Below are 25,952 nucleotides of genomic sequence, written 5' to 3'. Positions count from 1 at the left end.
ACCCCCGAACGCCTCTTCTTACCACGCACTGCAGGAGGGCTTCATGCCTCGACTCGTTCTCGCTTCCGGCTCCCGCTGGCGCCGCCAACTCCTCGACCGCCTGGGGCTGCCCTACGCCTGGGCCAGCCCCGACATCGACGAGACACCGCACCCCGGCGAAGCACCCGAGCCCCTGGTACACCGCCTGGCGCTGGCCAAGGCCAGCCGGGTGGCCGAGGAGTATCCCGACCACCTGGTGATCGGCTCCGACCAGGTCGCCACCTTCGACGGCGACATCCTCGGCAAGCCCGGTGACGAGGCCACGGCCCGGGCACAGCTGGCGCGCTTCTCCGGCCACCGGGTGACCTTTTTCACCGGATTGGCGCTTATCGATACGCGCAACGCGCGCCACTGGGTCTGCCACGAGCGCTACGACGCATGCTTTCGCCGGCTCAGCGACGCGGAGATCGCCCGCTACGTGGAGCGCGAGCAGCCGCTCGACAGCGCCGGCAGCTTTCGCATGGAGGGACTCGGCATCGCCCTGTTCGAGAAGCTCGAGGGCGACGACCCCAATACGCTGATCGGCCTGCCGCTGATTCGGCTGTGCCAGCTGCTACGCGAAGCGGGCCTCGACCCGTTGGGTGCTCAAGGCAACTGATAGCGTACCGGCGCGCGGCTGGAGGGCAGCCCCGCCCACTCGGCAGCGACCCGCCCGAACTGGCGGCTCAGGCGCTCGAAGGGATCCAGTCGCGGCGTGTAATTGTGCAATCGAAGCTCGCCGAACAGCTCGCGGCTCAGGGCATCGAGGCTGCTGATGCCGTCGATCAGCCCCAGCTCCAGGGCCTGCTGCCCGCTCCAGACCAGGCCGCTGAAGAGCCGCTCGTCCTCGACCAGGCGCTCACCGCGCCCCTGGCGCACGGCCTCGATGAACTGGCCATGGGTAATATCCATGACCCCCTGCCAGAAGTCGCGCACCTCCGGATCCACCTCGGAGAAAGGATCGAGGAAGTCCTTGTTCTCGCCGCTGACGTAGATGCGCCGCTCGATGCCGAGGCGCTCGATCGCCTCCTCGAAGCCGAAACTGGCAAAGATCACACCGATCGACCCCACCAGGCTGGCCGGGGCCGCCACGATCTCGTCGGCCGCCGCTGCCATGTAGTACGCACCGCTGGCGCCGACGTCCTCGATGACGGCGATGATCGGTTTGTCGCCCTCCTCGCGCAGGCGCAGGATCTCGTTGTAGACACGCTGGGACTGCACCGGACTGCCCCCGGGGCTGTTGATGTGCAGCACCACGGCGGCGGCATTGGGCGAGTCCCAGGCCCGATTGAGGCCCTCGATGATGCGCTCTGCGCTGGCCGGCGACTCGCTGTCGATCACACCCTCCACCTTGACCACCCCCAGGTGCTGTCGCTCCGGCTCCGACGTCGGGTCCCCGAACACGCCATAGAAGATAGCGGCCAACGATGCCAGGATCAGCACGATGAAGAAGAAGCGGAAGAACAGCTTCCAGCGCCGCGAGCGGCGCTGCTCGACCAACACCCCGTCGACCCAGCGGTCGAGCATCTCCAGCTGCGCCAGTCGCTGACGCTCCCGCAGCGCTTCGGCGCTCTCCGCCGGCGGCACCGGCTCCTCGCTCCCCGCCTGTCGCTCGCGACGCGCCTGCTCAGGCGTCAACTCCGGCCCTTGGGTCCAGCGATCTTCGTCGCGATCATGCCTGCCCTCATCCTGACGCTTGTCATCGCTCATCGGGTCGTCTTCCCTCTCGCCTGCTATCGGTTCAGCCAGTCGAACAGCTCGGTTACCGCCTGGGCAGTATAGACGGGACGGCTCGCCGCCAATCGCTCCGGGGCATGGACCCCCCAGGTCACCGCCACCCGGTCCATCCCCAGGGCGCGAGCCATCTCCATGTCGTACTCGGTATCCCCCACCATCACCGCCTCCTCGACAGGCACGTCGAGCTCGACCAGCAGCTCCTCGAGCATCTGGGGGTGCGGCTTGGAACGGGTCTCGTCGGCGGTGCGGCTAGCATGGAACCAGCCGCCGCTGCCGCTCTCGCGGAAGACACGTTCGAGCCCACGCCGGCTCTTGCCGGTGGCCACCGCCAGGCGTCTCGCCCGCGGCTCACGCAGCGTGGCGATGCCGGCTTCGACACCAGCGAAGAAAGGCATCGGCGTGCGATTACCCTCGACGAAGTGATGGGCGTAGCGGCTGCGCAGGAGCTCGAAGCGCTCGGCATCGATGCCCGGGCACAGCCGGTCGATGGCCTCGGGCAGCCCCAGGCCGATGATGTCGCGCACCGCCGCCTCCTCGAGGTGCCCCCAGCCGGCATCGCGGGCCGCCGCCTGCATGCAGGCAACGATACGGGCGGCGGAATCCATCAGGGTGCCGTCCCAGTCGAAGATCACCAGTCGATAGCGCATAGCGGCTCCGGTCGTGATTCCCATGGCGGCTCGGACTCAGCGGCTGCCGCGGGCTTGCGCCAGCGCCGTCTCGAGCTCGTCGGGTAACGGCGCACGGATTTGCACCGGCCGTCCACTGCCGGGCTCAGGGAAGGTCAGCGACTCGGCGTGCAGGAACAGGCGCGCCAGGCCCAGGTGCCGCGCCAGCGCCTCGCCTTCGCGGGAGCCGTACTTGTCGTCGCCGAGCAGGGGATGACCGGCATGGGCGGCATGCACGCGAATCTGATGCGTGCGCCCGGTGACCGGCTCGGCCTCGATCAGCGTGGCCCTGGGCAGCGCTTCGCGCACGGCAAAGCGGGTACGCGCCACCTTGCCGGCGGCATCCACGCGCACCCGGCGCTCACCGTTGCCGGCATCGTAGCGATCGAGACGCGCGCTGACGAACTCGCGGCGCGCCGGCCAGCGCCCCGCCACCAGCGCCAGATAGCGCTTGTCCATCTGGTGGCGCTTGAGCGCCTCGTTGAGCGTCAGCAGCGCCGGCCGCGACTTGGCCAGCAGCAGGCAGCCCGAGGTGTCGCGGTCGAGGCGATGGACCAGCTCGAGGAAGTCGAGGTCCTCTCGTACCTGGCGCAGCGCCTCGATCAGGCCGATCTTGACCCCGCTGCCGCCGTGCACGGGAAGCCCGGCCGGCTTGTTGAGCACCAGCCAGCCTGGCCCCTCCACCAGCACGCTGCCGGCGAGCAGGTTGCGCAACCCTTCGCTGACCTGCTTGACGGCCTCGCGCGGGGCCAGCTTGAGCGGCGGGATCCGTACCATGTCGCCCACCTGCAGGCGGTAGTCGGCCTTCACGCGCTTCTTGTTCACCCGCACCTCGCCCTTGCGCACGATGCGGTAGACCAGCGTTCGCGGCACGCCCTTCAGGCGTGTTATCAGGAAGTTGTCGACCCGCTGGCCCGACTGGCCCTCGCCCACTTCCACCCACTGTACGTCGCGACCCTCGGCCATGACTCTCCTGCTGAAAATCTGTTGTGAGGCAGCATTCTAACGCACTCGTCGATGCACTGCGCCAATTGCTGCGCCTGGGCAATACTGCTATATTGCCAGCTCGCTCGGATGGATCCCTTCGGTCCCATGGCGCCTGCACGACAGACACGCAGGCCGGAGCGACGAAATCGGGCGGCGACGACTCCCTTACCGCAGGTCCCGCCGCCGACGAGTGATAGCAGCAAGTAAAGAAGACAAGCAGTGACGCCACGCCCGGACCCGACTCGCGACACAGGCGAGCGGTGGCCACGGGAATCGTTCCACATCGTGCCGGTGGCCGGCGTTGGCGAATCGATGAATGCCAGGTGTCTGGCGGTGACCGCAGGGCCGGATGGGAGAAGCCCCACCGAGACATGTCCTGCCTCCGCCACGTACTCAACATGATCATGTCGTGCCGGGCCCGCTTCGGGTACCGGTACGATCGGGCGCCACTGCGCATCCGCGACATGCGCTGAGCACAAGCACGCAGCACCCAGAGGTTCGCCTTCTTCGAAGCCTACCGGCGCGTCCAGTTTGCGAGACAACATGAAACGGATGCTCATCAATGCGACCCAGCCCGAAGAGCTGCGCGTCGCGCTGGTAGATGGACAACGCCTATACGACCTGGACATCGAATCGGGTGCCAGGGAGCAAAAGAAAGCCAATATCTATCGCGGCAAGATCACCCGCGTCGAGCCCTCCCTCGAAGCCGCCTTCGTCGACTTCGGGGCCGATCGTCACGGCTTCCTCCCGCTCAAGGAGATCTCCCGCGAGTACTTCCTGAAGGAGACGTCGGGACGCCCCAGCATCAAGGAGGTGCTCAAGGAAGGCCAGGAAGTCATCGTTCAGGTCGACAAGGAGGAGCGCGGCAACAAGGGGGCAGCGCTGACCACCTTCATCAGCCTGGCCGGCCGCTTCCTCGTGCTGATGCCCAACAACCCCCGTGCCGGCGGTATCTCTCGACGCATCGAGGGCGACGAACGCACCCAGCTCAAGGAGGCGATGGGCCAGCTCACCGTGCCGGAGAAGATGGGCGTGATCGTGCGCACCGCCGGCATCGGTCGCAGCAGCGAGGAGCTGCAGTGGGACCTCAACTACCTCGTGCAGGTATGGGAGTCGATCACCGAGGAGGCCGGCAAGCGCCCCGCGCCGTTCCTGATCTACCGCGAGTCGGACGTCATCATCCGCGCCATGCGCGACTACCTGCGTCAGGACATCGGCGAGGTTCTCATCGATGATCCGACGGTACACCAGCGCGCCCTGGCCTTCATTCGCCAGGTCATGCCCTCGTACCAGCAGAAGATCAAGCTCTACGCCGACGAAGTCCCGCTGTTCTCGCGCTTCCAGATCGAATCCCAGATCGAGACTGCCTACGAGCGCGAAGTGAAGCTGCCCTCCGGCGGTTCCATCGTTATCGACCACACCGAGGCCCTGGTCTCCATCGACATCAACTCGGCGCGCGCCACCCGTGGCAGCGACATCGAGGAGACCGCGCTTCAGACCAACCTCGAGGCGGCCGACGAGATAGCTCGCCAGCTGCGCCTGCGCGACATCGGCGGCCTGGTGGTGATCGACTTCATCGACATGAGCCCGGCGCGCAACCAGCGCGAGGTCGAGAACCGCATGCGCGACGCGCTCAAGCTCGATCGCGCCCGGGTCCAGATCGGCCGCATCTCGCGCTTCGGCCTGATGGAGATGTCGCGCCAGCGGCTGCGCCCCTCTCTCGGCGAGACCAGCGGCGTGGTCTGCCCGCGCTGCAACGGCCAGGGCACCATCCGCGACGTACGCTCGCTGTCGCTGTCGATCATGCGCCTGATCGAAGAGGAGGCGATGAAGGAGCGCAGCGCCCAGATCCGCGCCATTCTGCCGGTGCCGGTGGCCACCTACCTGCTCAACGAGAAGCGTGCGGTGCTCGCCGATATCGAGAAGCGCCAGGGCGTGCGCGTTCTGGTGCTGCCCAACCCCGACATGGACACGCCGCACTACGACGTGCAGCGCCTGCGTGACGACCATATCGAGGAGGAAGGCGACCAGGACAAGTCCAGCTTCGAGCTCTCGGTGCATACCGAGATCGGCAAGGAGCCGGACATGAGCATCGCCAAGCCGGTCGCCCGCACCGAGGCGGCGGTCAAGACGGTGATCCACAACGAGCCGGCGCCGGCCTCCCTGCAACAGGAGCAAGCCCCGCCGCCGCCCGCTCCTCCGGCTGCCGCTGCCGCTGCCGCTCCCGCCGCCGGCGTGCTCGGCCGGCTGCTCAAAGGCGTCAGCAAGCTGCTCGGCGGTACCGAGAGCGATACCGCCACGCCGACCGAAACCCGCAAGCCGACCGCGTCATCGCCGGCCCGTAGCGGCGACGAAGAGCGTGGCGAGCGCAACGGTCGCCAGCGGCGGCGTTCGCGCAGCGACGCCCAGGACGACGGTCGTAGCCAACGCGGCCAGGCTCGCCAGCAGGAGAGTGCCCGCAGTGACTCCCGCCAGGAGGCACGCCAGGACGCTGCTGCCGGCCGCGGGGAAGGCCGTAGCGGCCGCGGCCGCAACCAGGCCCGTGCCGACAGGTCCCAGGCTGGCGAAGAGGGTCGCCAGGGCAACAAGCCCCGCAGCCGTGACGAGGCACCCCGCCGTCAGAAGGCCGAACCTCAGGAGAAGCCCGTCGAGTCAGCGGTCGAGCCCGCCAAGACGGACGATGGCAAGCCCAAGCGCACGCGCAACAACCCGCGCAACCGCTCGCGCCAGCACGCCATCAACCCGCAGGCCGAGGCCGAGCAGAAGCGCCTGCAAGCGGGCGAGCAGGCCGAACCAAGCAAGAGCGAGCCGTCGGAGCAGGCCCCCGTCGAAGGAGTGAAGGCCGAGCAGCCGAAGTCGCAAGCCAAGCCCGAAGGGAAGCCTGAGCAGGCCAGAGGCGAAGCGTCCAGGCCGCAGCCGACGCCCACCGAGCCAGCGAAGGCCGAGACGCCCAAGGCCGATGCGCCCAAGCCGGTGGAGAAGCCCGCCGAGCCGGTGAAGGCCGAGACGCCCAAGGCCGATGCACCCAAGCCGATGGAGACGCCCGCCGAGCCGGCGAAGGCCGAGACGCCCAAGGCCGATGCACCCAAGCCGGTGGAGACGCCCGCCGAGCCGGCCAAGGCCGAGCAGCCCAAGGCCGATGCGCCCAAGCCGGCGGAGACGCCCGTCGAGCCGGCCAAGGCCGAGCAGCCCAAGGCCGATGCACCCAAGCCGGTGGAGACGCCCGCCGAGCCGGCGAAGGCCGAGCAGCCCAAGGCCGATGCACCCAAGCCGGTGGAGAAGCCTGCCGAGCCGGCCAAGGCCAACCAGCCCAAGGACGAGACGCCCAAGGCCGACGCGCCCAAGCCGGCGGAGAAGCCTGCCGAGACGCCCAAGGCCGATGCGCCCAAGCCGGCGGAGAAGCCTGCCGAGACGCCCAAGGCCGATGCGCCCAAGCCGGTGGAGACGCCCGTCGAGACGGCGAAGGCCGAGACGCCCAAGGCCGAGACGCCCAAGGCCGACGCGCCCAAGCCGGCGGAGACGCCCGCCGAGGCGGCGAAGACCGAGACGCCCAAGCCGGAACAGTCCGGAACGGAGGCCAAGAAGCCCGAGACGAGCGGCGAACCGGCGGAACCGGCCCAATCGCAGGCGGCCTCACGGCGTCGGCGCCGCGCGCATAACGATCCGCGCGAAATTCGCCGTCGCGAGCAAGAGGGGCAGAAAGGCAGCCAGGGCTGATCCAGCCCCGGCCCAGGCCAAATGGCCCGCGCAGTTCACCTGCGCGGGCCATTTTCATACGGAGCCATTCAGATGGCGACGTGCGCTCAGGCCAGCCGGGGCTCGCGCTCGAGCGAGACGCCGAAGCGGGCCTGGACCCGCTCGACGATGCGCTCGGCAACCGCCAGCAGCTCGCCGGCACTACCGCCGCCGAAGTGCACCAGCACTAGCGCCTGACGCTCGTGGACACCGAAGTGGCCGGCCCGCCACCCCTTGAGACCACAGCGGTCGATCAGCCAGCCGGCGGCCAGCTTGGCGCGCCCATCCGGCAATTCGAAGAGCGGCATGTCGGGCCATGTTGCCAACAGCTGAGCGGCTTGCTTGCGCTCGACGATGGGGTTCTTGAAGAAGCTGCCGGCGTTTCCCAGCACAGCGGGATCGGGGAGCTTCTCGCGCCGAATGGCGCAAACTGCCTCGGCCACCTCGAGCGGCCCGGGGTGTCTGCCTACCCGCTGGGCCAGATCGCCATAGCCTAGGCGCGGCTGAGGCTCGCGGGAGAGGCGCAGGGTCAGCCCGGTGACGATCGCCTTGCTCTCCAGTTCGCCCTTGAAGATGCTGTCGCGATAGCCGAAGGCGCACTCCTCCACCGTCAGCCGCGCGCAACGGCCATCCTCGACGAACATGACGTCGACCGCTTCGAGCACTTCACACAGCTCGACACCGTAGGCGCCGATGTTCTGGATCGGTGCGGCACCGCAGGAGCCCGGAATCAGCGCCAGATTCTCGGTTCCCCACAGCTCACGGCCGGCCAGCGCCATGACCAGCGGATGCCACTCGACCCCCGCCCCGACGTGCACCAGCACGTTGTCACCTCGACGCTCCAGCCACCAGTAGCGCAGCGCCGGCTGAAGCACCAACCCCGGCAACCGCTCGGGCAGGATCAGGTTGCTGCCACCGCCCAACACGGTCAGCGGCCACGCCCGGGCACTCGCCAGGCGCAGCCAGCGGCGCAGCGGCTCGAGCGCCGCCGGCGCAGCGAAGCGCTCGGCGCGGCACGGCAGCCCCAGGGTATTGGCCGAACTCAGGTCGTAATCGGCCAGCAGGGTATCGCTCAAGGCCGCTGCCCCTCGAGCCGCGAGGCGATCTCCTCGACCAGGCCGCGAGAAGCGGACTCGATCAGGTCGAGCACCTCCTCGAAGCCACCCTCGCCGCCGTAGTAGGGGTCGGGTACCGCGCGGTCGATATGGCCGGCAAAGTCGAGGAACAGGCCGATGTGGGCCCGGCACCCGCCGGGGCACTGCGCCCTCAGTGCCGCGAGATTATCGTGGTCCATGGCCAGGAGGTAATCGAAACGCGTGAAATCATCGGCCGCGAGCTGGCGCGCGCGCAGCTCGCTCAGGTCGATGCCGCGCCGGCGAGCGGCATCCGCGGAGCGTGGGTCCGGCGCCCTGCCCACGTGCCAATCGCCGATGCCGCACGAATCGACCTCCACGCGGTGGGCCAGCCCGGCCGCCTCGAGTTCGCGGCGAAACACGCCTTCGGCGGTCGGGGAACGGCAGATATTGCCGAGACAGACGAACAGAACGCGCATCCTCCCTCCTTACTTCCTCGTGCTCAGCAGCGCCCTGACGCGCTCCAGGTCCTCGAGCGTATCGACGCCGGCTGGATTGGGCTCGGCGGCCAGCGCCACCTGTATGGCGTGGCCATGGTGAAGCGCCCGAAGCTGTTCGAGCTGCTCCAGCCGCTCCAGCGCCGAAGGGCTCCAGTCGCGATACTCGGCCAGGAACGCGGCGCGGTAGGCATACAGGCCGATATGGCGCAGCCAGGCATCGGTCCCGAGGCACTCGGGCCGCGCGGCAAAGGCCTCGCGATCCCAGGGAATGGGGGCCCGCGAGAAATAGAGGGCGCGGCCGGAAAGCGCCCGCACCACCTTGACCACATTGGGATTGAACAGCGTCTCGACGTCGGCGATGGGCTCGGCAAGCGTGGCAATGGAGGCGCCGGGATCGTCATGGAGTCGCCTGGCGACCTGGTCGATGAGACGCGGCGGGATCAGCGGTTCGTCGCCCTGCACGTTGACCAGCACGGCGTCGTCGGCGAGCCCCAGGTGTTCGGCGACCTCGGCCAGGCGGTCGGTGCCGGAAGGATGGTCGGCCCGCGTCATCACTACCTCGGCGCCCAGCGGCAGCATGGCGTCACGAATACGCGCATCGTCCGTGGCCACCACCACGCGGCTGGCTGCGCTCTCGCAGGCTCGGTGCCAAACATGGGCCACCATGGGCTCGCCGGCGAGGTCGAGCAGCGGCTTGCCCGGCAGGCGCGAGGAGCCGAAGCGCGCCGGAATCACCGCGACGAAGGCGTTGTCCGTCCCCATCACGCCTCTCCGGTACGGCCGGACGACGGCGGCAGCTTCTCGTCGACCTCCAGCCGGCGAGCCTCCTCGGGCAGCATGACCGGAATGCCATCGCGTATCGGGTAGGCCAGCCCATCATAGTGACACGCCAGCTCCTGGGCCTCGCGGTCGTACTTGAGCTTGCCCTTGCACAGCGGGCAAACCAACATGGCCAGCAGTTCCTTGTCCATCGTTTCACCTCTCTCGTCCGACCGTCGCGGGGCTGCGCCCCGCCTGATTTGCTACTCTTGCCGACGTGGCCAAGGGCGCTATCGCAGCCCGGCCAGCCGCCTGTCCAGCCAGGCCACGAAGTCTGCCGACGGCTCGGCCTCGACCTCCAGCACCCAGCCCTGCGCGAGGGTCATGGCGTCGCACTTCTCGGCATCCTTGGCCGTCATCACCACCGGCAGGTCATCGTCGAAGGCCAGATCCTCCGCCGTGAAACGGTGGTGGTCGGGAAACGCATGCGGCTTCGCCTCGACGCCCAGGTCCGCCAGGGTATCGAAGAAGCGCCCGGGATTGCCGATCCCCGCCACCGCATGCACCGGCCCGCGAAAAGGCAGCGGCGCCAGGGGAAACAGCGCATCGTCGGCCAATGCACGCCAGCGGGCCGGCGCCAGGCGAAAGCGGTAAGCGCCGTCTGGCGGTGCAAAGGCGGCTTCGCCGTTGACCAGCACGGCATCGACCTCGTTCAAGCGCGACAAGGGTTCGCGCAGCGGGCCTGCCGGCAGGCAGCGCCCGTTGCCGAAGCCGCGGCGGCCGTCGACCACCACCAGCTCGATGTCACGCCCCAGCGCCAGGTGCTGCAGGCCGTCGTCGCTGAGCACGATGTCGCAGCCCTGCTCGAGCAGTGCCCGCACCCCACGTGGACGGTCGGGATCGACCACCACCGGCATGCCGGTCTGGCGCACCAGCATGCGTGGCTCGTCACCGCTGCGGGCGGCCGGCGTCTGCGTCGTGACGCGTAAAGGATAGCCTGCCCCCTGCCCCGTCTTGCCGCCATAGCCCCGCGACACGATGCCCGGCCGCCAGCCACTCGCCTTCAGATGGCGGGCGAGCCAGGCCACCAGGGGAGATTTGCCCGTACCGCCCAGGGTCACGTTGCCGACCACGATCACCGGGACCCCGGCCTGCCATGCCGTGCGCCGCCCCTCGCGATAGGCCGCCGCGCGACGCGCCTGCACCCAGCGATACAGCGCCTCCAGCGGCCGCAGCGCCCTGAGCCAAGCGGCGTCGCCATAGGCCGCCCGTAGCCAGCGCTCGCCCAGGCCCCGGCTCATGACACCGAAGCTTCCTGGAACTGCAGCCGGTGCAGGGCGGCATAGGCGCCGTCGCGGGCCAGCAGCTCGGCATGGCTGCCCTGCTCGACGATTCGGCCCTGCTCCATCACCAGGATACGATCGGCGCGCTCGATGGTAGAGAGCCGGTGGGCGATGACCAGGGTGGTTCGCCCGTGGCAGACCACCTCGAGCGCCTGCTGGATGTAGCGCTCCGATTCGGTGTCCAGCGCCGAGGTCGCCTCGTCGAGGATCAGCAGCGGCGAATCCTTGAAGATCGCCCGGGCGATGGCGAGGCGCTGGCGCTGGCCGCCGGAGAGCATCACGCCGTTGTCACCGACGATGGTGTCGTAGCCGCTGGGCAGACGCTCGATGAATTCGTGGGCATAGGCCGCCTTCGCCGCCGCCTCGATGCTGCTGCGATCGGCATGCGGCACGCCATAGGCGATGTTGTCGGCGACGCTGGCGTTGAACAGGGTCACCTGCTGCGACACCAGGGCGATCTGGCGGCGCAGCGGCGCCAGGCGGTATTCGTCGATGGGCACGTCGTCGATCCGCACCTGGCCTGCCGTGGGGCTGTAGAAACGCGGCAACAACCCGGCCAGGGTCGACTTGCCGCTTCCCGAGCGGCCGACGATGGCGACCATCTCGCCGGGCTCGATGACGACGTCGATGCCCTTGAGCACTTCGGGCTGATCGTCGCCGTAGCGAAAGTGCACCCCGCGCAGTTCGACCCTGCCGCGCAGGCGATCGGGCTCGCGAGTCCCCTCGTCGGGCTCGGTCGGCACCCGCAGGAGGCCGAACAGCTCCCCGGCCGCGGCGATGCCCTTCTGGATCTCGCTGTTGATCTCGGTGAGCTGGCGCACCGGCTTGGCCATCAGCGAGGCGGCGGTAATGAAGGCGACGAACTCACCGGGCGTCATGTTGGCCAGCAGCGCCGGCGACATCGCCAGCCACACCAGGATGGCCAGCGACACCGCGATCATCAGCTGGATCACCGGCGTGCTGATGGCCTTGGTCAAGGCCTCCTTCATCTTCTGCTGGCGGTTGTAGTCGCTGGCCCGGGCGAAGCGCGCCTTCTCGAAGCCCTCGGCGCCGTGGGTGCGCACCACGCGATAGCCGGTGAGCGCCTCGGAGGCGACGTGGGTCACGTCGCCCATGGAGCTCTGGATGCGCTGTGAGATGCGCCGGAAACGCTTGCTGGCGTAGCTCACCACGCCGCCGATCAACGGCGTCACGGCTAGGAACAGCAGGGTCAGCATCCAGTTGGTCCACAGCAGGTAGGCCAGCAGACCGATCACGAACAGCCCTTCACGCAGCAGGATGGTGATGGCATTGGTCGCCGCCCCGGTGACCTGCTCCACGTGGTAGGTGACCCGTGAGATCAGATGCCCGCTGGAGTGCGAATCGAAGAAGCGTCCCGGCAGGTGCAGCATGTGGTTGAACACGTTGCAGCGCAGCGCATGCACGACGTTGCGCGCCACGTTGCTCATGAAGTAGGTGCCGAGGAAGGTCCCGAGCCCCCTGACCGCGAACATGAACACCACGAACAGCGGCAGGAACAAGCGGAAGGCGGCGTCCGGATCCTGGATGCCGTCGATCAGACGCTTCATCATCTCGGCCAGGGCCGTGCTCGAGGCCGCATAGAGCGCATAGCCGACGATCGCCAGGGTGAAGGAGATCCAGTGCGGCTTGACGTAGGCCAGCAGCTGCTTGTAGAGGGCCCAGCCCGAGTGTTGGGTCCGGTCTTGAGTCACGGTGTCTCCGCTTGCGTGGATGTTGCCTGTGTTTCGCGTGTGGCGATGCGAACTTGACGAATGCCTAGCCCTCCCGCCTGGTCCAGCGCCCGCACCACGTCGGCGTGCACGGCCCGGGCATCGGCCTCGATCACCAGCCCGTGCAGCCTGGCCTGCTCGGCCTCGGTGGAGAGCGCCTCGCCGAGCTCGTCGGCGTCGAACTCGCGCTCTCCCAGCCGGTACCCCCCCTGCGCCGTCACCGTCAGCGTGACCGGCGAGACCTCGAGGTCGACCCCCGCGGTGCTCTCGGGGAGCGTGAGTTCGAGCGCCTGCCGGGTCTCGAAGGTGGTCGATACCATGAAGAAGATCAGCAGCAGGAAGACCACGTCGATGAGCGGCGTGAGATTGACCTCCACCGGGTCGCGGCGACGGCGCGTGAACTTCACGAGCCCCGGGCCTCCGCGGCGGGGCGCTCGCCCTCGCGCTGTTCGCTGAAGCCCAGCTCGCCGCGATAGTGGGCGAGGAACTCCACCACCTGGCCGGCCTGCTCCTCCATGCGCACGGTGATGTCCTCGACTCGGCGCAGGAAGTAGCGGTGGAACATCAGCGCCGGGATCGCCACGGTGAGGCCCGCCGCGGTCGTCACCAGGGCACGCGAGATGCCGCCGGCCAGCTCGGCGGTGCGGCTGGCACCATCGGCGGAAACGATCACCGCGAACACTTCGATCATGCCCACCACGGTGCCCAGTAGCCCGATCAGCGGGGTGATGGCGGCAATGGTACCCAACGGACTCAGGAAGCGCTCCATGTCGTGGATCACCGCGGTGGCCGCCTCCTGCAGCCGGGCGCGGACCTGTTCGTGGCCCAGCCGGGCGTTGCGCAGCCCGGCCGCCAGCACCCCCCCCAGCGGCGAGTGACCTTCCAGCCAGTAGAGATTGACCTGGCCACGGGCGACCAGCGAGCAGACCTCCTGCCCCAAGCCGTAGGGTGCGATACGCTTGGCGCGCAGGGTCCAGAGGCGCTCGATGATGATCACCGTTGCCAGCAGCGAGCATCCCAGCAGCGGGATCATCAGCCAGCCGCCGGCGATGAGTGCATCCATCATGTCCATCGTCTTCCCCTCTTCACGCAACGAGCGCGGCGATCAATGGCGCGATTCTACCGCAAGGCACCTGCCTTCGACACCGCCGCGGCGCCAGGGCATGCCGCGCATGGCGAGGGGCTCGCCGCCCGCGTCGCGACCGAGCCAGAACGTCACGGCACCATCCAGGGCGGTGTTCCATTGGCAGCTGCCGGCCCGCCGGAATCGCCGCACCACCTCGTCATGGGGATGGCCGAAGGCGCCGTGGCGCGCCGCACTGTAGATCACATGACGCGGCGTCGCCCACTGTACCAGTTGCGGCCCCGAACTGGTGCGGCTGCCATGATGTCCTGCCACCAGCAGCGTGACCGGCTGCGCCACCTCGAGCAGGAAGAGGCGCTCGATGTCACGCCCGACGTCACCGGTGATCAGCAGGCGATCGCGACCCGCCGTCACCTCCAGCACGCAGGAGCGGTCGTTGCCCGACAGCTCCGTCGTCTCCTCGGGCGGCCACAGCACCCGGTAGGAGACGCCGTCCCGCTGCCAGGCCTGACCGCGCAGGCAGGTCTCGTAGCGCGCCTCGAGCGACTCGCCGGGTGGCGCCAGGAACCGCCCCACCGCATGTCGCTCGGTCAGCACGCTGAGGCCACCGGCATGGTCGAGATCGCCGTGGCTGACCACCACCTCATCGAAATACTGGCCCGCCGGCCATACTGAACTCAGCGGAGCGAAGCCCGAGGCGAAACGGGGCCCGGTATCGTAGAGCAAGCGATAGTTGGCACTGCGCAGCTCGATCAACTGGCCCTGGCCGACGTCCAGCACCCTGACCCGCAGGGTCTTCGCCTCGGGCACGGAAGGTGAGAGTCCCAGCATGGCCGGCACCAGCAGCAGCGTCGCTCCCAGGCGCAGCGCCCTGGCCAGGCCGGGCAGCGCCCACAGCAACGTCACGAGGCCGAGCATCGACGCCAGCGGCCAGACCTGCTCCGGCGCGGGCCACCACAGCGGCAGGCGCTCCACGGACAGCGTCAGCACGCCTACCAGAAGCCGGGTAGCGTGCTCGAAGAGCCACCAACACGCACTGCCGAGGTAGGGCAAGGGCGCGAACAGCCAGCCCAGCAGCCCGAGCGGCACCAGCACCAGGCTCACCAGCGGTACCGCCGCCAGATTGACCAGCGGCGCCGCCGGTGCCAGGCGGGCGAATGCCAGCAGCACGGCGGCAGCCATCAGCGGCGCCAGCAACAGCTGGGTGCGCAGCAACCCCCAGCCCCAGCCGCTCACGCCCCGGGGGCGCGGTCGCCCCTGCCAGATCAGGATCAGCAGCGCCACGGCCAGGAACGACAGCCACAGCCCCGGGCGCCACGCCGACAGCGGGTCGAACAGCACCACCAGACCCAAGGCCAGCCACCACGCCTGCCAGGGGCCGGGCGCATGGCGACCGCTGGCCACCCACAGTCCCACCAGGGTCATGATCATGGCGCGCATGGCCGGCGGCTGCAGACCCGCCAACCAGGCATAGCCCACGGCCGCGACGCCGGCCAGCCACCATGGCCATACCGCCATGCGCCAGCGGCTCGGCGTGAGCAGTCGAGCGAGAGCGCGTGCGACCAGCAGCATGAAGGCGGCAACCAGCCCGACATGCAGGCCGGAGATCACCATCAGATGGGTGGTACCGCTGGCGTTGAGCAGGTCCCAGTCGTCTCGCGTGAGCCGCTCGCCCGCTCCCAGGGTCAGGGCGGCCAGCCAGCGCACGGTCTGCGGGGAGAGCTCCCGCTCATCGAGATAGCCGAGCGCCCGCTGCCGCAGCGAGGTGGATGCCGCCTCCAGCCGCTCGGCGGCGGGCTCGCTGCGCACGTAGCCGGTCGCCTGGATGCCTTCGCGCCATAACCAGGCGCTGTAGTCGAACGTCCCGGGGTTGGCGAATCCCGTCGGTGGCCGCAGCCGCACGGTCATGGTCCAGCGTTCGCCCGGCGCGATCACCGGCGCCTCGAAGTAGCTCAGCCGCACCCGGCGCAGGGAGTCGCACGGCAACCTGGCGAAGTCCAACGGCCTGCACGACTCCACGCGCAGCATCAACCGACTGAGCCGTCCCTCCTCCTGGACCGACTCGATGCGCCCTTCCAGGGCGAGGTCGGCTCGCAGCAGGCCGTCGGGCAGCACGGCACCCCTGGCCAACAGCACCTGGGACGCCGCGAGAGCGACCACCGCCCCCAGCGCGACGCCCCGCCACTCCCCCCGCGCGACCCGCCACAGCTGGCACAGCGCCCAGATCTCGAACAGTCCCGGCGGCGCCCAGCGCCCCAGGCCCACGCCGGCCAGCACCGCCAACGCCAGCGGCATCGCCATGCCCAGTCGCACTCCCTCGCCCCCTTCTTTCCTGCCCCGGACACGCCTCGTCCCGTTGAGCCACATTCCGCCCACGGCATGGCGGCTCTCCCCCCAGACATGGATAATACCCGGGTCACGAAGCAGCGAGCCAATCCGACATGCCGCGCCGATTCCTGCAGCGCTACATGCCCAATCCCGAGACGCTCAGGCGCCAGCGTTCGCTGCGCTTCATGAGCCGCATGATCGGCGATCCCGGGCTATGGGTGCTCACCCGGCGAACCGTGGCCAACGCCTTCTCCGTGGGCATGTTCAGCGCCATGCTGCCGATCCCCTGCCAGATGGTGGTGGCCGCCCTCGGCGCCTGGCTGCTGCGCTGCAACCTTCCGCTCTCCGTGGGCCTGGTATGGATCACCAATCCCCTGACCATGCCGCTGGTCTTCTACGGCAACTACCGCATCGGCGCCTGGCTGATGGACACCCCGGCGCGCGAAGCCCCCGCCCGCATCTCGACCCGCTGGATCGCCGAACGCATGGCCGACATTCTGCCCGCCTTGGCGCTTGGCTCGGTGGCAACGGCCATCGTGCTGGCCATTCTGGCGAATCTGCTGGTACGCCTGGTATGGCGCTGGCGCATCTCACGCAGCTGGAAGCAGCGTACCCTGAAGCGACGCCTGCGGCGCCGTGACATGAACGACTAAGCCCCCGGAGCGGGGGCTTGGAAGGGTCTCGAACGCCTCGACGCTAGCCTCTCTCGCCCTGTTCGGTGAGGCGCCCCCCGTCCAACCTCATCACCCGATCCTGGTGCGCGGCAAGCGAAGGGTCATGAGTCACCACGACGAAGGCGCACTCCGTGGTGCGGGCCAGCTCGTCCATCAACGCCAGGATGCTGGCCGCGGTGGCCTGGTCGAGGTTGCCGGTCGGCTCGTCCATCAGCACCAGACTGGGGTCGGTGACCAGCGCCCGGGCGATGGCCACGCGCTGGCGCTCCCCCCCCGAGAGCTCGCCAGGCTTGTGGTCGGCCCGGTGCTCGATGCCCACCTTGACCAGCAGCTCGCGCGCCCTGGCTTCGGCGGCCTTCTTGCGCTGGCCGCGCACGATCAGCGGCAGCGCCGCGTTCTCCAGCGCGGTGAATTCGGCGAGCAGATGGTGGAACTGATAGACGAAGCCGATGTGTCGGTTGCGAAACCTGCCCAGCGCCGCCTCACCCAGCTCGAGCAACGACTCACCGGCGATGCTCACCTCGCCGCGGGTGGGACGATCGAGCCCCCCCAGCAGGTTGAGCAACGTGGTCTTGCCCGACCCCGAGCTGCCCACCACGGCGACCCGTTCCCCAGCGCGCACCTCGAGCGAGAGGCCATCGAGCACGGTGACGTCCTGCGGCCCCTCGCGATAGACGCGGGTGAGGTCACGACAGGCCAGCATCACCCTGCCGCTGGCCGTACGCTGCAACAGGCTCTCGTGGTTCGCGGTGGCCGAATCACTCATAGCGCAGTACCTCAGCGGGCTGCACGCGCGAGGCGCGCCAGGCCGGATAGAGAGTGGAGAGGAAGGTCAAGCCGAAGGCGGCGGCGACGATGTCTCGCACGTCGTCCCAGTGCAGGCGCGACGGTAGATCGCTGATGAAATAGACCCCGGCATCGAGGAACTGGATGCCCAGCGTCGACTCCACCCAGCCGATCAGATCGGAGACGGTCAGTGCCAGCAGGATACCCAGCCCCACGCCGATGGCGATGCCGATCACGCCGATCGCCAGACCCTGCACCACGAAGATGCCCATGATCGAACGTGGCGTAGCGCCGATGGTACGCAGAATGGCGATGTCGGCGTGCTTGTCGGTCACAACCATGACCAGGGTCGAGACGATGTTGAAGGCGGCCACGGCGATGATCACCGTGAGCAGCAGTGCGATCATGCGCTTCTCCATCTGGATGGCCTGGAACAGGTTACCATGGGAGAAGGTCCAGTCGATGCCGCGATAGCCGCCGCCCAACTGATCGATGATGGCACGGGTCTCGGCACCGGCGGCAAACAGGTCGTTCAGCTCGAGGCGCAGCCCGCCTACCGCATCACCCAGGCGCGCCAGGGCCTGCATGTCCTCGATGTTGGCGTAGGCCAGGCTGGCGTCGAGGTCGGCCCCGACGCTGAAGATCCCGCTCACCGTGAAGCGCTTGAGGCGCGGGAAGACGCCGGCCGGCGTGATCGAAGCCTCGGGCACCAGCAAGGTGACCCGGTCACCCACGCCGACGCCCAGGTGGCGCGCCAGCAGCGAACCCAGCACGACGTTCCACTCGCCTGGCTGCAGGTCGTCGAGACTGCCCTGGCGCATGTGGCGGCCGATGATCGAGACTCGCCCCTCCCAGTCGGGGTGAATGCCATTGACCATGGCGCCCTCGTTGCGTCCGCTCACCGAGAACATGCCCTGCTGCTGCACGTAGGGCGCGGCGCCGATCACCCGTTCACGCTGCATCAGTTGGTCGGCCAGCGCCTCCCACTCGACCAGGCCGCTGCGCGACTCGATCTTGGTGTGCGGCACCATGCCGAGGATGCGCGTGCGCAGCTCGTGGTCGAAGCCGTTCATCACCGAGAGCACCAGGATCAATACCGCCACGCCCAGCATCAGGCCCAGCATGGAGGTCATGGAGATGAAGGAAATGAAGTGGTTGCGGCGCTTGGCGCGCACATAGCGCAACCCGATCAACAGTGGCAGGCGGTCGAGCATCATCGCGTTCCTTGTCAGAGGGGGCCATGGTACGGTTTTTTGCGCTGCGCTGCATCGGGTGCGTGTGGATTGCCCAGTGCTTGCAAGATTGTCGATGCACGCCTACATTGCGCCGACTCGCTACCGGCACCGTCTTAAGACGCGACTCAAGAGGCTTCGTTCATGGCCAACCGCCTGCTTCCCGAATGGCATCCTCAGGATGCCATCCAGCTCACCTGGCCCAGCCCGACCAGCGATTGGGCGCCGCTGCTCGAGCGCATCGAGGCCACCATGGAAGCGATGGTAGTGGCCATCGCGCGCTATCAGCAGGTGCTGATCGCGGTGCCCGACACCGCCACCCGCAGCCATCTCGCACGGCGCTTCGCCAACCTGGGGGTCGATGCCTCGCGCCTGCGGCTGGCCGTGGCCGAGGCCGACGACACCTGGGCCCGGGACCATGGCCCCATCGCCATCGAGCGCGACGGCCAGCCCGTGCTGCTGGATTACGTCTTCACCGGCTGGGGCGGCAAGTTCGAGGCCGGACGCGACGACCGGTTGACCCGCCGGCTGGCCGAAGCCGGCGTCTACGCCTGCCCGATCGAGGGGCGCGACGTCGTGCTTGAAGGCGGCGCCATCGACACCGACGGCGCAGGTACCCTGCTCACCACCGAGGCCTGCCTGCTCAACCCCAACCGCAACCCGCAGCTCGACCGCGGGGCGGTAGAGGGCATGCTCAGGGCCGATTTCGGCATCGAGCGCGTGCTGTGGTTGGCCAATGGCCACCTCGAAGGCGATGACACCGACAGCCACGTGGATACCCTGGCACGCTTCTGCGACCCGGCCACCATCGCCTACATGCGCTGCGACGACGACGCCGACCCGCACTACCCGGCGCTGGCCGCCATGGAGGCCGAGCTCAAGGCGTTTCGCCGCGCCGACGGCGAGCCCTACCGCCTGGTGCCGCTGCCGTGGCCGCGCCCCTGCTACGATCCGGAGGACGGCCACCGGCTGCCGGCCACCTATGCCAACTTCCTGATCGTGAACTCCGCGGTGCTGGTGCCTGTCTATGGTGACGCCGCCGACAGCCGGGCGCTCGCCGCTCTGGCCGAGGCCTTCCCCGACCGCGACATCGTGCCGATCGACTGCCTTAGCGTGATCCGCCAGCACGGCAGCCTGCACTGTCTCACCATGCAGCTCCCCCTGGGCAGCCTGAACGCCGCTACACAGCAAGGAGAAACCTCATGACCCGCACCCTCAAGGTCGGCCTGGTCCAGCAACCCGCCTGGCCGGACAAGGAGCGCAGCCTGGCCGAGAGCGAAGCCGGCGTGCGCGAGTTGGCGGCTGCCGGCGCCGAGCTGGTACTGCTGCAGGAGCTGCATGCCACGCACTATTTCTGTCAGTACGAGGCCACCGAGCTGTTCGACCTGGCCGAGCCTCTGGACGGCCCCACCGGCCAGCGCCTGGCGGCGCTCGCGGCCGAACTCGGCATCGTGCTGGTGGGCTCGCTGTTCGAGCGCCGCGCCCCGGGCCTCTACCACAACACCGCCGTGGTCTACGACCGCGACCGCGGCCAGGTCGGCGTCTATCGCAAGATGCACATCCCCGACGATCCGGGCTTCTACGAGAAGTTCTACTTCGCCCCGGGCGATCAGGACGACAGCCGCAAGCAGGGCTTCCAGCCCATCGACACCTCGGTGGGCCGGCTGGGGCTATTGGTCTGCTGGGATCAGTGGTATCCGGAAGCGGCGCGCCTGATGGCACTGGCCGGCGCGGAAGTGCTGCTCTACCCCACCGCCATCGGCTGGAGCCCCGGCGACGACGACGGCGAGAAGTCACGCCAGAAGGAGGCCTGGACGCTGATCCAGCGCAGCCACGCGGTGGCCAACGGGCTGCCGGTGATCGTCGCCAACCGCGTCGGCCACGAACCGGACCACTCCGGCGTCGGCGACGGTATCGACTTCTGGGGGGGCAGCTTCGTCGCCGGCCCTCAGGGCGAGCTGCTGGCCCACGCCGGCACCGAGGCCGAACGCCTGCTGGTCACGCTCGACATGAGCCGCGGCGAGGACGTGCGGCGCATCTGGCCCTACCTGCGCGACCGTCGCATCGACGCCTATGGCGACCTGACCCGGCGCTATAGAGACTGAACGAATCGCGGCGGGTGGCCGAGCGAGCCATGCCCGCGCGGCCGACGGGCTGGAACTCAGGCCTCCGGCGCTTTCCAGAAATCGCGGATCGAGGCGATGCCCTGGGCACCCACGGCACGGGCGTGGTTGGCGTCGAAGCGGGTCATGCCGCCCAGCGCGAACACCGGCATGGCGGCGCGCTCCACCAACTGCTGGAAGTCATGCCAGCCCATCGGCGCCACTTCGGGGTGCGACGGCGTGGTGCGCAGCGGCGACAGGGTGACGAAGTCGCAGCCGATACGGGCGGCCTGACCGAGCTGCTGGCGATCGTGGGTCGATGCCGCCAGCCATTTGCTCTCGGCAATGGGCCGCCGCTCCAGACTCATCAGCCGCTCACTGGTCAGGTGGATGCCGTCTGCGTCGACGCGACCCAGCAGCTCCGGCTCGCCATTCAGCAGCAGGCGCGCCCCATGCCGGCGACACAGCGCCAGGGCGTGCTCGGCACGTTCCAGGTAGGCGGCTTCGTCGAGGGTCTTGGCCCGCAGCTGGACCAGGCGCACGCGATCCTCCACCAGCGCCCGCTCGAGACAGGTATCGAACACCGCCTCGTCCTGCTCCTCATCGGTAATGAGGTACTCGGTCGGCAGCATCACCGCCTGCAGGATCGGCAGATTGGCCGCCGGGAACGGGTAGTTGACCAGCTCGTCGAGCGGCACCCAGCGCACCGCCTGCCCTTCGCGCCCGAACGGCTCGCCGCTGAACTCATGCACCTGCCAGACATCGAGCAGGATGTGCTTGTCGGGATATTCGTGATGCACGCGAATCAGCGGCTGCGCGCGCCGGATCTCCACCCCGAGCTCCTCGTGCAGCTCGCGCTTGAGCCCCTCAAGGCCGGTCTCGTAGGGCGCCAGCTTGCCACCCGGAAACTCCCACAGACCACCATGATCGACGTTGGAGGGACGGCGGGCGATCAGCGCCTTCTGGCCATCGCTGCTGATGATGGCGGCCGCCGCCACGTGCACCCTTCTCTTCACCATTACGTTCATTGACTCCTACCCGCTGGTCCCGCACCGTCACGAGCGGCGCAGGGGTGATGTTCATGCGTCGCGGCCCTGTCTAGCTGCGATGGCCTAGCTGCGATAATCGGCATTGATGCTGACATAATCGTGGGACAGATCGGAGGTCCATACCGTGGCGCTCTCCTCGCCTCGGCCCAGCGCGATACGGATGACGATCTCCGCCTCGCGCATCACCCGACTACCCTGCTCCTCGGTGTATCCCGGGGCCCGGCCGCCGTTCTCGACCAGTCTCACGTCGCCCAGGTCGATGGTCACCCGCTCGACGTCGAAGTCGCGTACCGGGGCGCGCCCCACCGCCGCCAGGATGCGCCCCCAGTTGGCGTCGGAGGCGAACAGCGCCGTCTTCACCAGCGGCGAGTGCGCCACGGTGAAGGCCACCTCCAGCGCCTCCTCGCGGCTCGCCGCCTCGGTGACTTCGAGCGTGACGAACTTGGTGGCGCCCTCGCCGTCGCGGATGATCGCCTGTGCCAGCTCGGTCATGACCCGCTGCAAGCCGTTGCGGAACAGCGCGATCTCCTCGTCGCTGGCAACCGTGGCACCGCGGCCGGTGGCGATCAGCATGCAGGCATCGTTGGTCGAGGTGTCGCCGTCCACGGTGATGCAGTTGAACGAGCGATCCACCGTCTCGCGCAGCAGCGAATCGAGCAGCGCCTGCTCGATGGTGGCATCGGTGGCGACGAAGGCCAGCATGGTCGCCATGTTGGGCTTGATCATGCCCGAGCCCTTGCTGATGCCGTTGATGATCACCCTGCCCCCGCCCAGCTCCAGGGTCACGCTGGCCCCCTTGGGGCGCGTATCGGTGGTCAGGATGCCCTCGCCGGCCTGTTGCCACGCTTCGCTGTCGGCGCCAAGCGCCCCGAGCGCCGGCGCAAGGCCGCCCAGCAGCCGCTCCATCGGCAGCGGCTCGCCGATCACCCCGGTGGAGAACGGCAGCACCCTGTCCGCCGACACGCCGGCGAGCCCGGCCAGCTCGGCGCAGGTCGCCCGGGCATCGCGCAGGCCGGCCTGGCCGGTGCCGGCGTTGGCGTTGCCGGTGTTGATCACCAGCAGGCGGGCCCCCTCACCGCGCGCCTGGCAGGTCGCCAGGTGCTCCTTGGCCACGGTAACGGGCGCGGCGCAAAAGGCGTTGAGGGTAAAGCTGCCCGCCACCCGCGCACCCTCGGCAATCTCGATCACCACCAGGTCGCGCCGGCCCGGCTTCTTGATGCCCGCCATGGCGGTACCCAGGCGCAGCCCCTCGATGGCCGGCATGGCCGGAAAACGTGTCTCACCCACCGCCATGGAACGTTCACTCCTCAGTTAACAGCACGATCTGATGGCCGAGCGGCCCCGCACGCAAACGCGCCGCCAGGCACACGGCGCGCAGGCATTCGCTTCAGCTCAACTGGCCGCAGCACTGCTTGTACTTTTTGCCCGACCCACAGGGGCAGGGATCGTTGCGCCCCACCTTGGGTCCTTCCCGACGCACGGGGCGCGCGTCGGCCGCCGGCATCGCGGCCCCGGCCGGCTCCTCGCCCTCGGCAAGTTCGGGCGCCTCGTGACGGCTGGCAGCGGCGGCCTTCTCACGCTCCAGCGCCTCGCGCCGCTGGCGTTCGAGTTCGTCGACCTCCTCCGGGCGGCGCACCTGCACGTGGCTGGTGATCCGCGTGATGTCGGCCTTGATGTTGGCCAGCAGCGTCTGGAACAGCTCGAAGGCTTCGCGCTTGTACTCCTGCTTGGGGTTCTTCTGCGCATAGCCGCGCAGATGAATGCCGCGGCGTAGGTGATCCATCGACTGCAGATGCTCCTTCCAGCGCGTATCGAGCACCTGCAGCATGATCTGCTTCTCGAAGCGGCGCATTAGCTCGGCGCCGGCAATCTCGATCTTCTCCCGATAGATGCCGCGGTGCATCTCGTGCAGACGCTCGCGCAGCTGCTCCTCGTGGAAGCGCTCGTCCTGCTCGGACCACTCGATTACGGGTGCGTCGAGATGGAACTCGGTCTTGAGATGCTCCTGCAGGCCGGCCAGGTCCCACTGCTCCGGCAGGCTCTGCGGCGGCACGAAGTCGCTGATGGCGAGATCGAGCACCTCGTCGCGGATGCCCAGCACGTTCTCGGAAACGTCCTCGGCGGCGAGAATCTCGTTGCGCTGCTCGTAGATCACGCGGCGTTGGTCGTTGGCGACATCGTCGTACTCGAGCAACTGCTTGCGGATGTCGAAGTTGCGGCTCTCGACCTTCTTCTGCGCCCGCTCCACGGCATTGGTGACCATCTTGTGTTCGATCGCCTCGCCGCGCTCCAGGCCCAGCGCCTTCATCATGCGCTGCACCCGGTCGGAGCCGAACAGGCGCATCAGGCTGTCTTCCATGGAGAGGAAGAAACGCGTCGAGCCCGGGTCGCCCTGGCGGCCGGCACGGCCGCGCAGCTGGTTGTCGATGCGCCGCGACTCGTGGCGCTCGGAGCCGATCACGTGCAGGCCGCCGGCCTCCAGCACCGCCTCGTGACGCACCCGCCACTCTTCGCGCAGCGTCTCGATCTGCGCCGCGCTGGGGTTGTCGAGCTTGGCCGCCTCGGCCTCCCAGTTGCCGCCCAGCACGATGTCGGTACCGCGACCGGCCATGTTGGTGGCAATGGTGATGGCCCCGGGGCGACCGGCCTGAGCGATGATCTCGGCCTCGCTCTGGTGCTGCTTGGCGTTGAGCACGTTGAAGCGCAGCCCGGCCTGCTTCATCAGCCCGGCCAGGTACTCGGAGGTCTCGATGGAGGCGGTACCCACCAGCACCGGGCGGCCGGCCTCGGTCTCGGCCTTGACGTCGTCGATGATGGCCTCGAACTTCTCCTCCGCGGTGAGGTAGACCAGGTCGTTGAGGTCGCGGCGGATCAGTGGCCGGTTGGTGGGGATGACCACCACGTCGAGGCCGTAGATCTGGCGGAACTCGAAGGCCTCGGTATCGGCGGTGCCGGTCATGCCGGCCAGCTTGTCGTAGAGGCGGAAATAATTCTGGAAGGTGGTCGAGGCCAGCGTCTGGCTCTCGCGCTGCACGGGTACGCCCTCCTTGGCCTCCACCGCCTGGTGCAGGCCCTCGGACCAGCGCCGCCCCGGCATGGTGCGCCCGGTGTGCTCGTCGACGATCACCACCTGGTTGTTGGCGACGATGTAGTCGACGTCGCGGTGGTAGAGATGGCGGGCGCGCAGCGCCGAATGCATGTGGTGCAGCAGGTTGAGGTTCTGGGCAGCGTAGAGCGAATCGTTTTCGCCGAGCAGCCCCTCGGCGCGCATCAGCTCCTCGACCCTGTGGTGGCCAGCCTCGGTGATCTCGACCTGCTTGTGCTTCTCCTCGAGCAGGAAGTCGCCGCTGACGGGCGCCTCGTCGTCCTCGGAGACCTCGCCCTTCTCCAGTTGGGCCGCCAGGCGGTCGACCACCTTGTAGAGCTCGGTGTTCTCGTCCACCGCGCCGGAGATGATCAGCGGCGTGCGCGCCTCGTCGATCAGGATCGAGTCGACCTCGTCGACGATGGCGAAGCTCAGGCCGCGCTGGACCTTGTCCTCCAGCGAGAAGGCCATGTTGTCGCGCAGATAGTCGAAACCGTATTCATTGTTGGTGCCGTAGGTGATGTCGCAGGCATAGGCGGCACGCTTCTCCTCGGACGTCTGCCCCGAGTAGATGATGCCCACCGAAAGGCCGAGGAACTCGTACAGCGGGCGCATCCACTCGGCGTCGCGGCGCGCCAGGTAGTCGTTGACGGTCACCACGTGCACGCCATTGCCCGGCAGGGCGTTGAGATAGACCGCGAGCGTCGCCACCAGGGTCTTGCCCTCGCCGGTCTTCATCTCGGCGATGCGTCCGCGGTGCAGGGTCATGCCACCGATCATCTGCACGTCGAAGTGGCGCATGCCCATCACGCGCTTGCTGGCCTCGCGCACCGTGGCGAACGCCTCGGGCAGCAGGTCATCGAGGCTCTCGCCGGCGGAAAGGCGCTGGCGGAACTCCTCGCTGCGCGCCCGGAGCGCGGCATCGTCGAGCGCCTCGAACTGCGGTTCCAGCGCGTTGATCTGCGCCACCTGGCGCTGCATGCGTTTGACTTCGCGGTCGTTCTTGGAGCCGACGACCTTGCGTAACAAAGAATTGATCATGAAACGTCCATTCTGCGTGTCGCG

General features: G+C 68.5%; 22 protein-coding genes. 5 read left to right on the top strand and 17 right to left on the bottom strand.

The window, feature by feature from the left end:
* Positions 1-43 precede the first annotated feature (43 nt).
* Positions 44-637 carry a Maf family protein gene (locus tag HNO51_RS07615; protein ID WP_197450467.1) on the top strand — a complete coding sequence of 198 codons (594 nt, stop codon included), beginning with the start codon at positions 44-46 and terminating at the stop codon, positions 635-637.
* Here HNO51_RS07615 and sppA read toward each other — a convergent pair.
* Genes sppA through HNO51_RS07600 form a run of 3 tightly spaced genes read right to left on the bottom strand, consistent with a single transcriptional unit; the run spans position 625 to position 3,386 of the window.
* On the bottom strand, positions 625-1,728 hold the full coding sequence (gene sppA, locus HNO51_RS07610; protein ID WP_197450466.1) for a signal peptide peptidase SppA: 1,104 nt from the start codon (positions 1,726-1,728) through the stop codon (positions 625-627). The genes HNO51_RS07615 and sppA overlap by 13 nt on opposite strands.
* A 23-nt stretch (positions 1,729-1,751) precedes the next feature.
* The gene (locus tag HNO51_RS07605) at positions 1,752-2,402 is read right to left on the bottom strand and encodes an HAD family hydrolase (RefSeq protein ID WP_197450465.1); all 651 of its coding nucleotides are present in this window, start codon (positions 2,400-2,402) and stop codon (positions 1,752-1,754) included.
* 36 nt (positions 2,403-2,438) lie between these two features.
* A complete protein-coding gene (locus HNO51_RS07600; RefSeq protein WP_197450464.1) occupies positions 2,439-3,386 on the bottom strand; it encodes an RluA family pseudouridine synthase in 948 nt (315 codons plus the stop codon).
* A 564-nt stretch (positions 3,387-3,950) separates the two neighbouring features.
* On the opposite strand from HNO51_RS07600, the gene rne reads away from it, so the two are divergent.
* Positions 3,951-7,124, top strand: a complete 3,174-nt coding sequence (rne, locus tag HNO51_RS07595) for a ribonuclease E (RefSeq protein WP_209538863.1) — start codon at positions 3,951-3,953, stop codon at positions 7,122-7,124.
* Positions 7,125-7,210: 86 nt separating this feature from the next.
* On the opposite strand, the gene murB is transcribed toward rne, so the two are convergent.
* The 9 genes from murB to HNO51_RS07550 form a co-directional block, all read right to left on the bottom strand.
* Positions 7,211-8,218, bottom strand: a complete 1,008-nt coding sequence (gene murB / locus HNO51_RS07590) for a UDP-N-acetylmuramate dehydrogenase (RefSeq protein ID WP_197450462.1) — start codon at positions 8,216-8,218, stop codon at positions 7,211-7,213.
* Entirely contained in the window at positions 8,215-8,694 is a 480-nt protein-coding gene (locus HNO51_RS07585; RefSeq protein ID WP_197450461.1) for a low molecular weight protein-tyrosine-phosphatase, read from the bottom strand. The genes murB and HNO51_RS07585 overlap by 4 nt, the downstream gene beginning before the upstream one ends.
* Positions 8,695-8,703: 9 nt before the next feature.
* Entirely contained in the window at positions 8,704-9,477 is a 774-nt protein-coding gene (kdsB, locus tag HNO51_RS07580; RefSeq protein ID WP_197450460.1) for a 3-deoxy-manno-octulosonate cytidylyltransferase, read from the bottom strand.
* Positions 9,477-9,686, bottom strand: a complete 210-nt coding sequence (locus tag HNO51_RS07575; RefSeq protein ID WP_197450459.1) for a Trm112 family protein — start codon at positions 9,684-9,686, stop codon at positions 9,477-9,479. Before HNO51_RS07575 ends, kdsB begins: the two co-directional genes overlap by 1 nt.
* 78 nt (positions 9,687-9,764) lie before the next feature.
* Entirely contained in the window at positions 9,765-10,775 is a 1,011-nt protein-coding gene (gene lpxK, locus HNO51_RS07570) for a tetraacyldisaccharide 4'-kinase (RefSeq protein ID WP_197450458.1), read from the bottom strand.
* On the bottom strand, positions 10,772-12,529 hold the full coding sequence (msbA, locus tag HNO51_RS07565; RefSeq protein WP_209538862.1) for a lipid A export permease/ATP-binding protein MsbA: 1,758 nt from the start codon (positions 12,527-12,529) through the stop codon (positions 10,772-10,774). The genes lpxK and msbA overlap by 4 nt, the downstream gene beginning before the upstream one ends.
* Positions 12,526-12,954: an ExbD/TolR family protein gene (locus HNO51_RS07560; protein ID WP_197450456.1), complete on the bottom strand. Its 429-nt coding sequence runs from the start codon at positions 12,952-12,954 to the stop codon at positions 12,526-12,528. The genes msbA and HNO51_RS07560 overlap by 4 nt, the downstream gene beginning before the upstream one ends.
* On the bottom strand, positions 12,951-13,619 hold the full coding sequence (locus HNO51_RS07555) for a MotA/TolQ/ExbB proton channel family protein (protein WP_197450455.1): 669 nt from the start codon (positions 13,617-13,619) through the stop codon (positions 12,951-12,953). Before HNO51_RS07555 ends, HNO51_RS07560 begins: the two co-directional genes overlap by 4 nt.
* A gap of 33 nt (positions 13,620-13,652) precedes the next feature.
* The gene (locus HNO51_RS07550; protein ID WP_197450454.1) at positions 13,653-15,932 is read right to left on the bottom strand and encodes a DNA internalization-related competence protein ComEC/Rec2; all 2,280 of its coding nucleotides are present in this window, start codon (positions 15,930-15,932) and stop codon (positions 13,653-13,655) included.
* 140 nt (positions 15,933-16,072) lie between these two features.
* Between HNO51_RS07550 and HNO51_RS07545 the strand changes: the two genes are divergently transcribed.
* A complete protein-coding gene (locus HNO51_RS07545) occupies positions 16,073-16,612 on the top strand; it encodes a DUF2062 domain-containing protein (protein ID WP_197450453.1) in 540 nt (179 codons plus the stop codon).
* A 43-nt stretch (positions 16,613-16,655) separates the two neighbouring features.
* Here the strand turns inward: HNO51_RS07545 and HNO51_RS07540 are convergent, their stop codons facing one another.
* Entirely contained in the window at positions 16,656-17,399 is a 744-nt protein-coding gene (locus tag HNO51_RS07540) for an ABC transporter ATP-binding protein (protein ID WP_197450452.1), read from the bottom strand.
* Entirely contained in the window at positions 17,392-18,633 is a 1,242-nt protein-coding gene (locus HNO51_RS07535; protein WP_209538861.1) for a lipoprotein-releasing ABC transporter permease subunit, read from the bottom strand. The genes HNO51_RS07540 and HNO51_RS07535 overlap by 8 nt, the downstream gene beginning before the upstream one ends.
* Positions 18,634-18,795: 162 nt before the next feature.
* On the opposite strand from HNO51_RS07535, the gene HNO51_RS07530 reads away from it, so the two are divergent.
* The gene (locus tag HNO51_RS07530) at positions 18,796-19,857 is read left to right on the top strand and encodes an agmatine deiminase family protein (protein ID WP_197450450.1); all 1,062 of its coding nucleotides are present in this window, start codon (positions 18,796-18,798) and stop codon (positions 19,855-19,857) included.
* Complete coding sequence (locus HNO51_RS07525) at positions 19,854-20,756, top strand: carbon-nitrogen hydrolase (RefSeq protein WP_197450449.1); 903 nt, start codon at positions 19,854-19,856, stop codon at positions 20,754-20,756. Before HNO51_RS07530 ends, HNO51_RS07525 begins: the two co-directional genes overlap by 4 nt.
* Positions 20,757-20,812: 56 nt before the next feature.
* Here HNO51_RS07525 and HNO51_RS07520 read toward each other — a convergent pair whose 3' ends face one another.
* The 3 genes from HNO51_RS07520 to secA form a co-directional block, all read right to left on the bottom strand.
* Complete coding sequence (locus HNO51_RS07520) at positions 20,813-21,772, bottom strand: Nudix family hydrolase (protein WP_197450448.1); 960 nt, start codon at positions 21,770-21,772, stop codon at positions 20,813-20,815.
* Between the two features lie 93 nt (positions 21,773-21,865).
* Positions 21,866-23,095: a bifunctional glutamate N-acetyltransferase/amino-acid acetyltransferase ArgJ gene (gene argJ, locus HNO51_RS07515; RefSeq protein WP_197450447.1), complete on the bottom strand. Its 1,230-nt coding sequence runs from the start codon at positions 23,093-23,095 to the stop codon at positions 21,866-21,868.
* Positions 23,096-23,189: 94 nt separating this feature from the next.
* A complete protein-coding gene (gene secA, locus HNO51_RS07510; protein ID WP_197450446.1) occupies positions 23,190-25,928 on the bottom strand; it encodes a preprotein translocase subunit SecA in 2,739 nt (912 codons plus the stop codon).
* Positions 25,929-25,952 lie beyond the last annotated feature (24 nt).

Origin of the sequence: Billgrantia sulfidoxydans (assembly GCF_017868775.1) — a bacterium.
In the GTDB taxonomy this organism is placed as follows: Bacteria; Pseudomonadota; Gammaproteobacteria; order Pseudomonadales; family Halomonadaceae; genus Halomonas; species Halomonas sulfidoxydans.
Note: the sequence above shows the minus strand (reverse complement) of the source record. Positions and strands in the feature narration are given on the sequence as shown.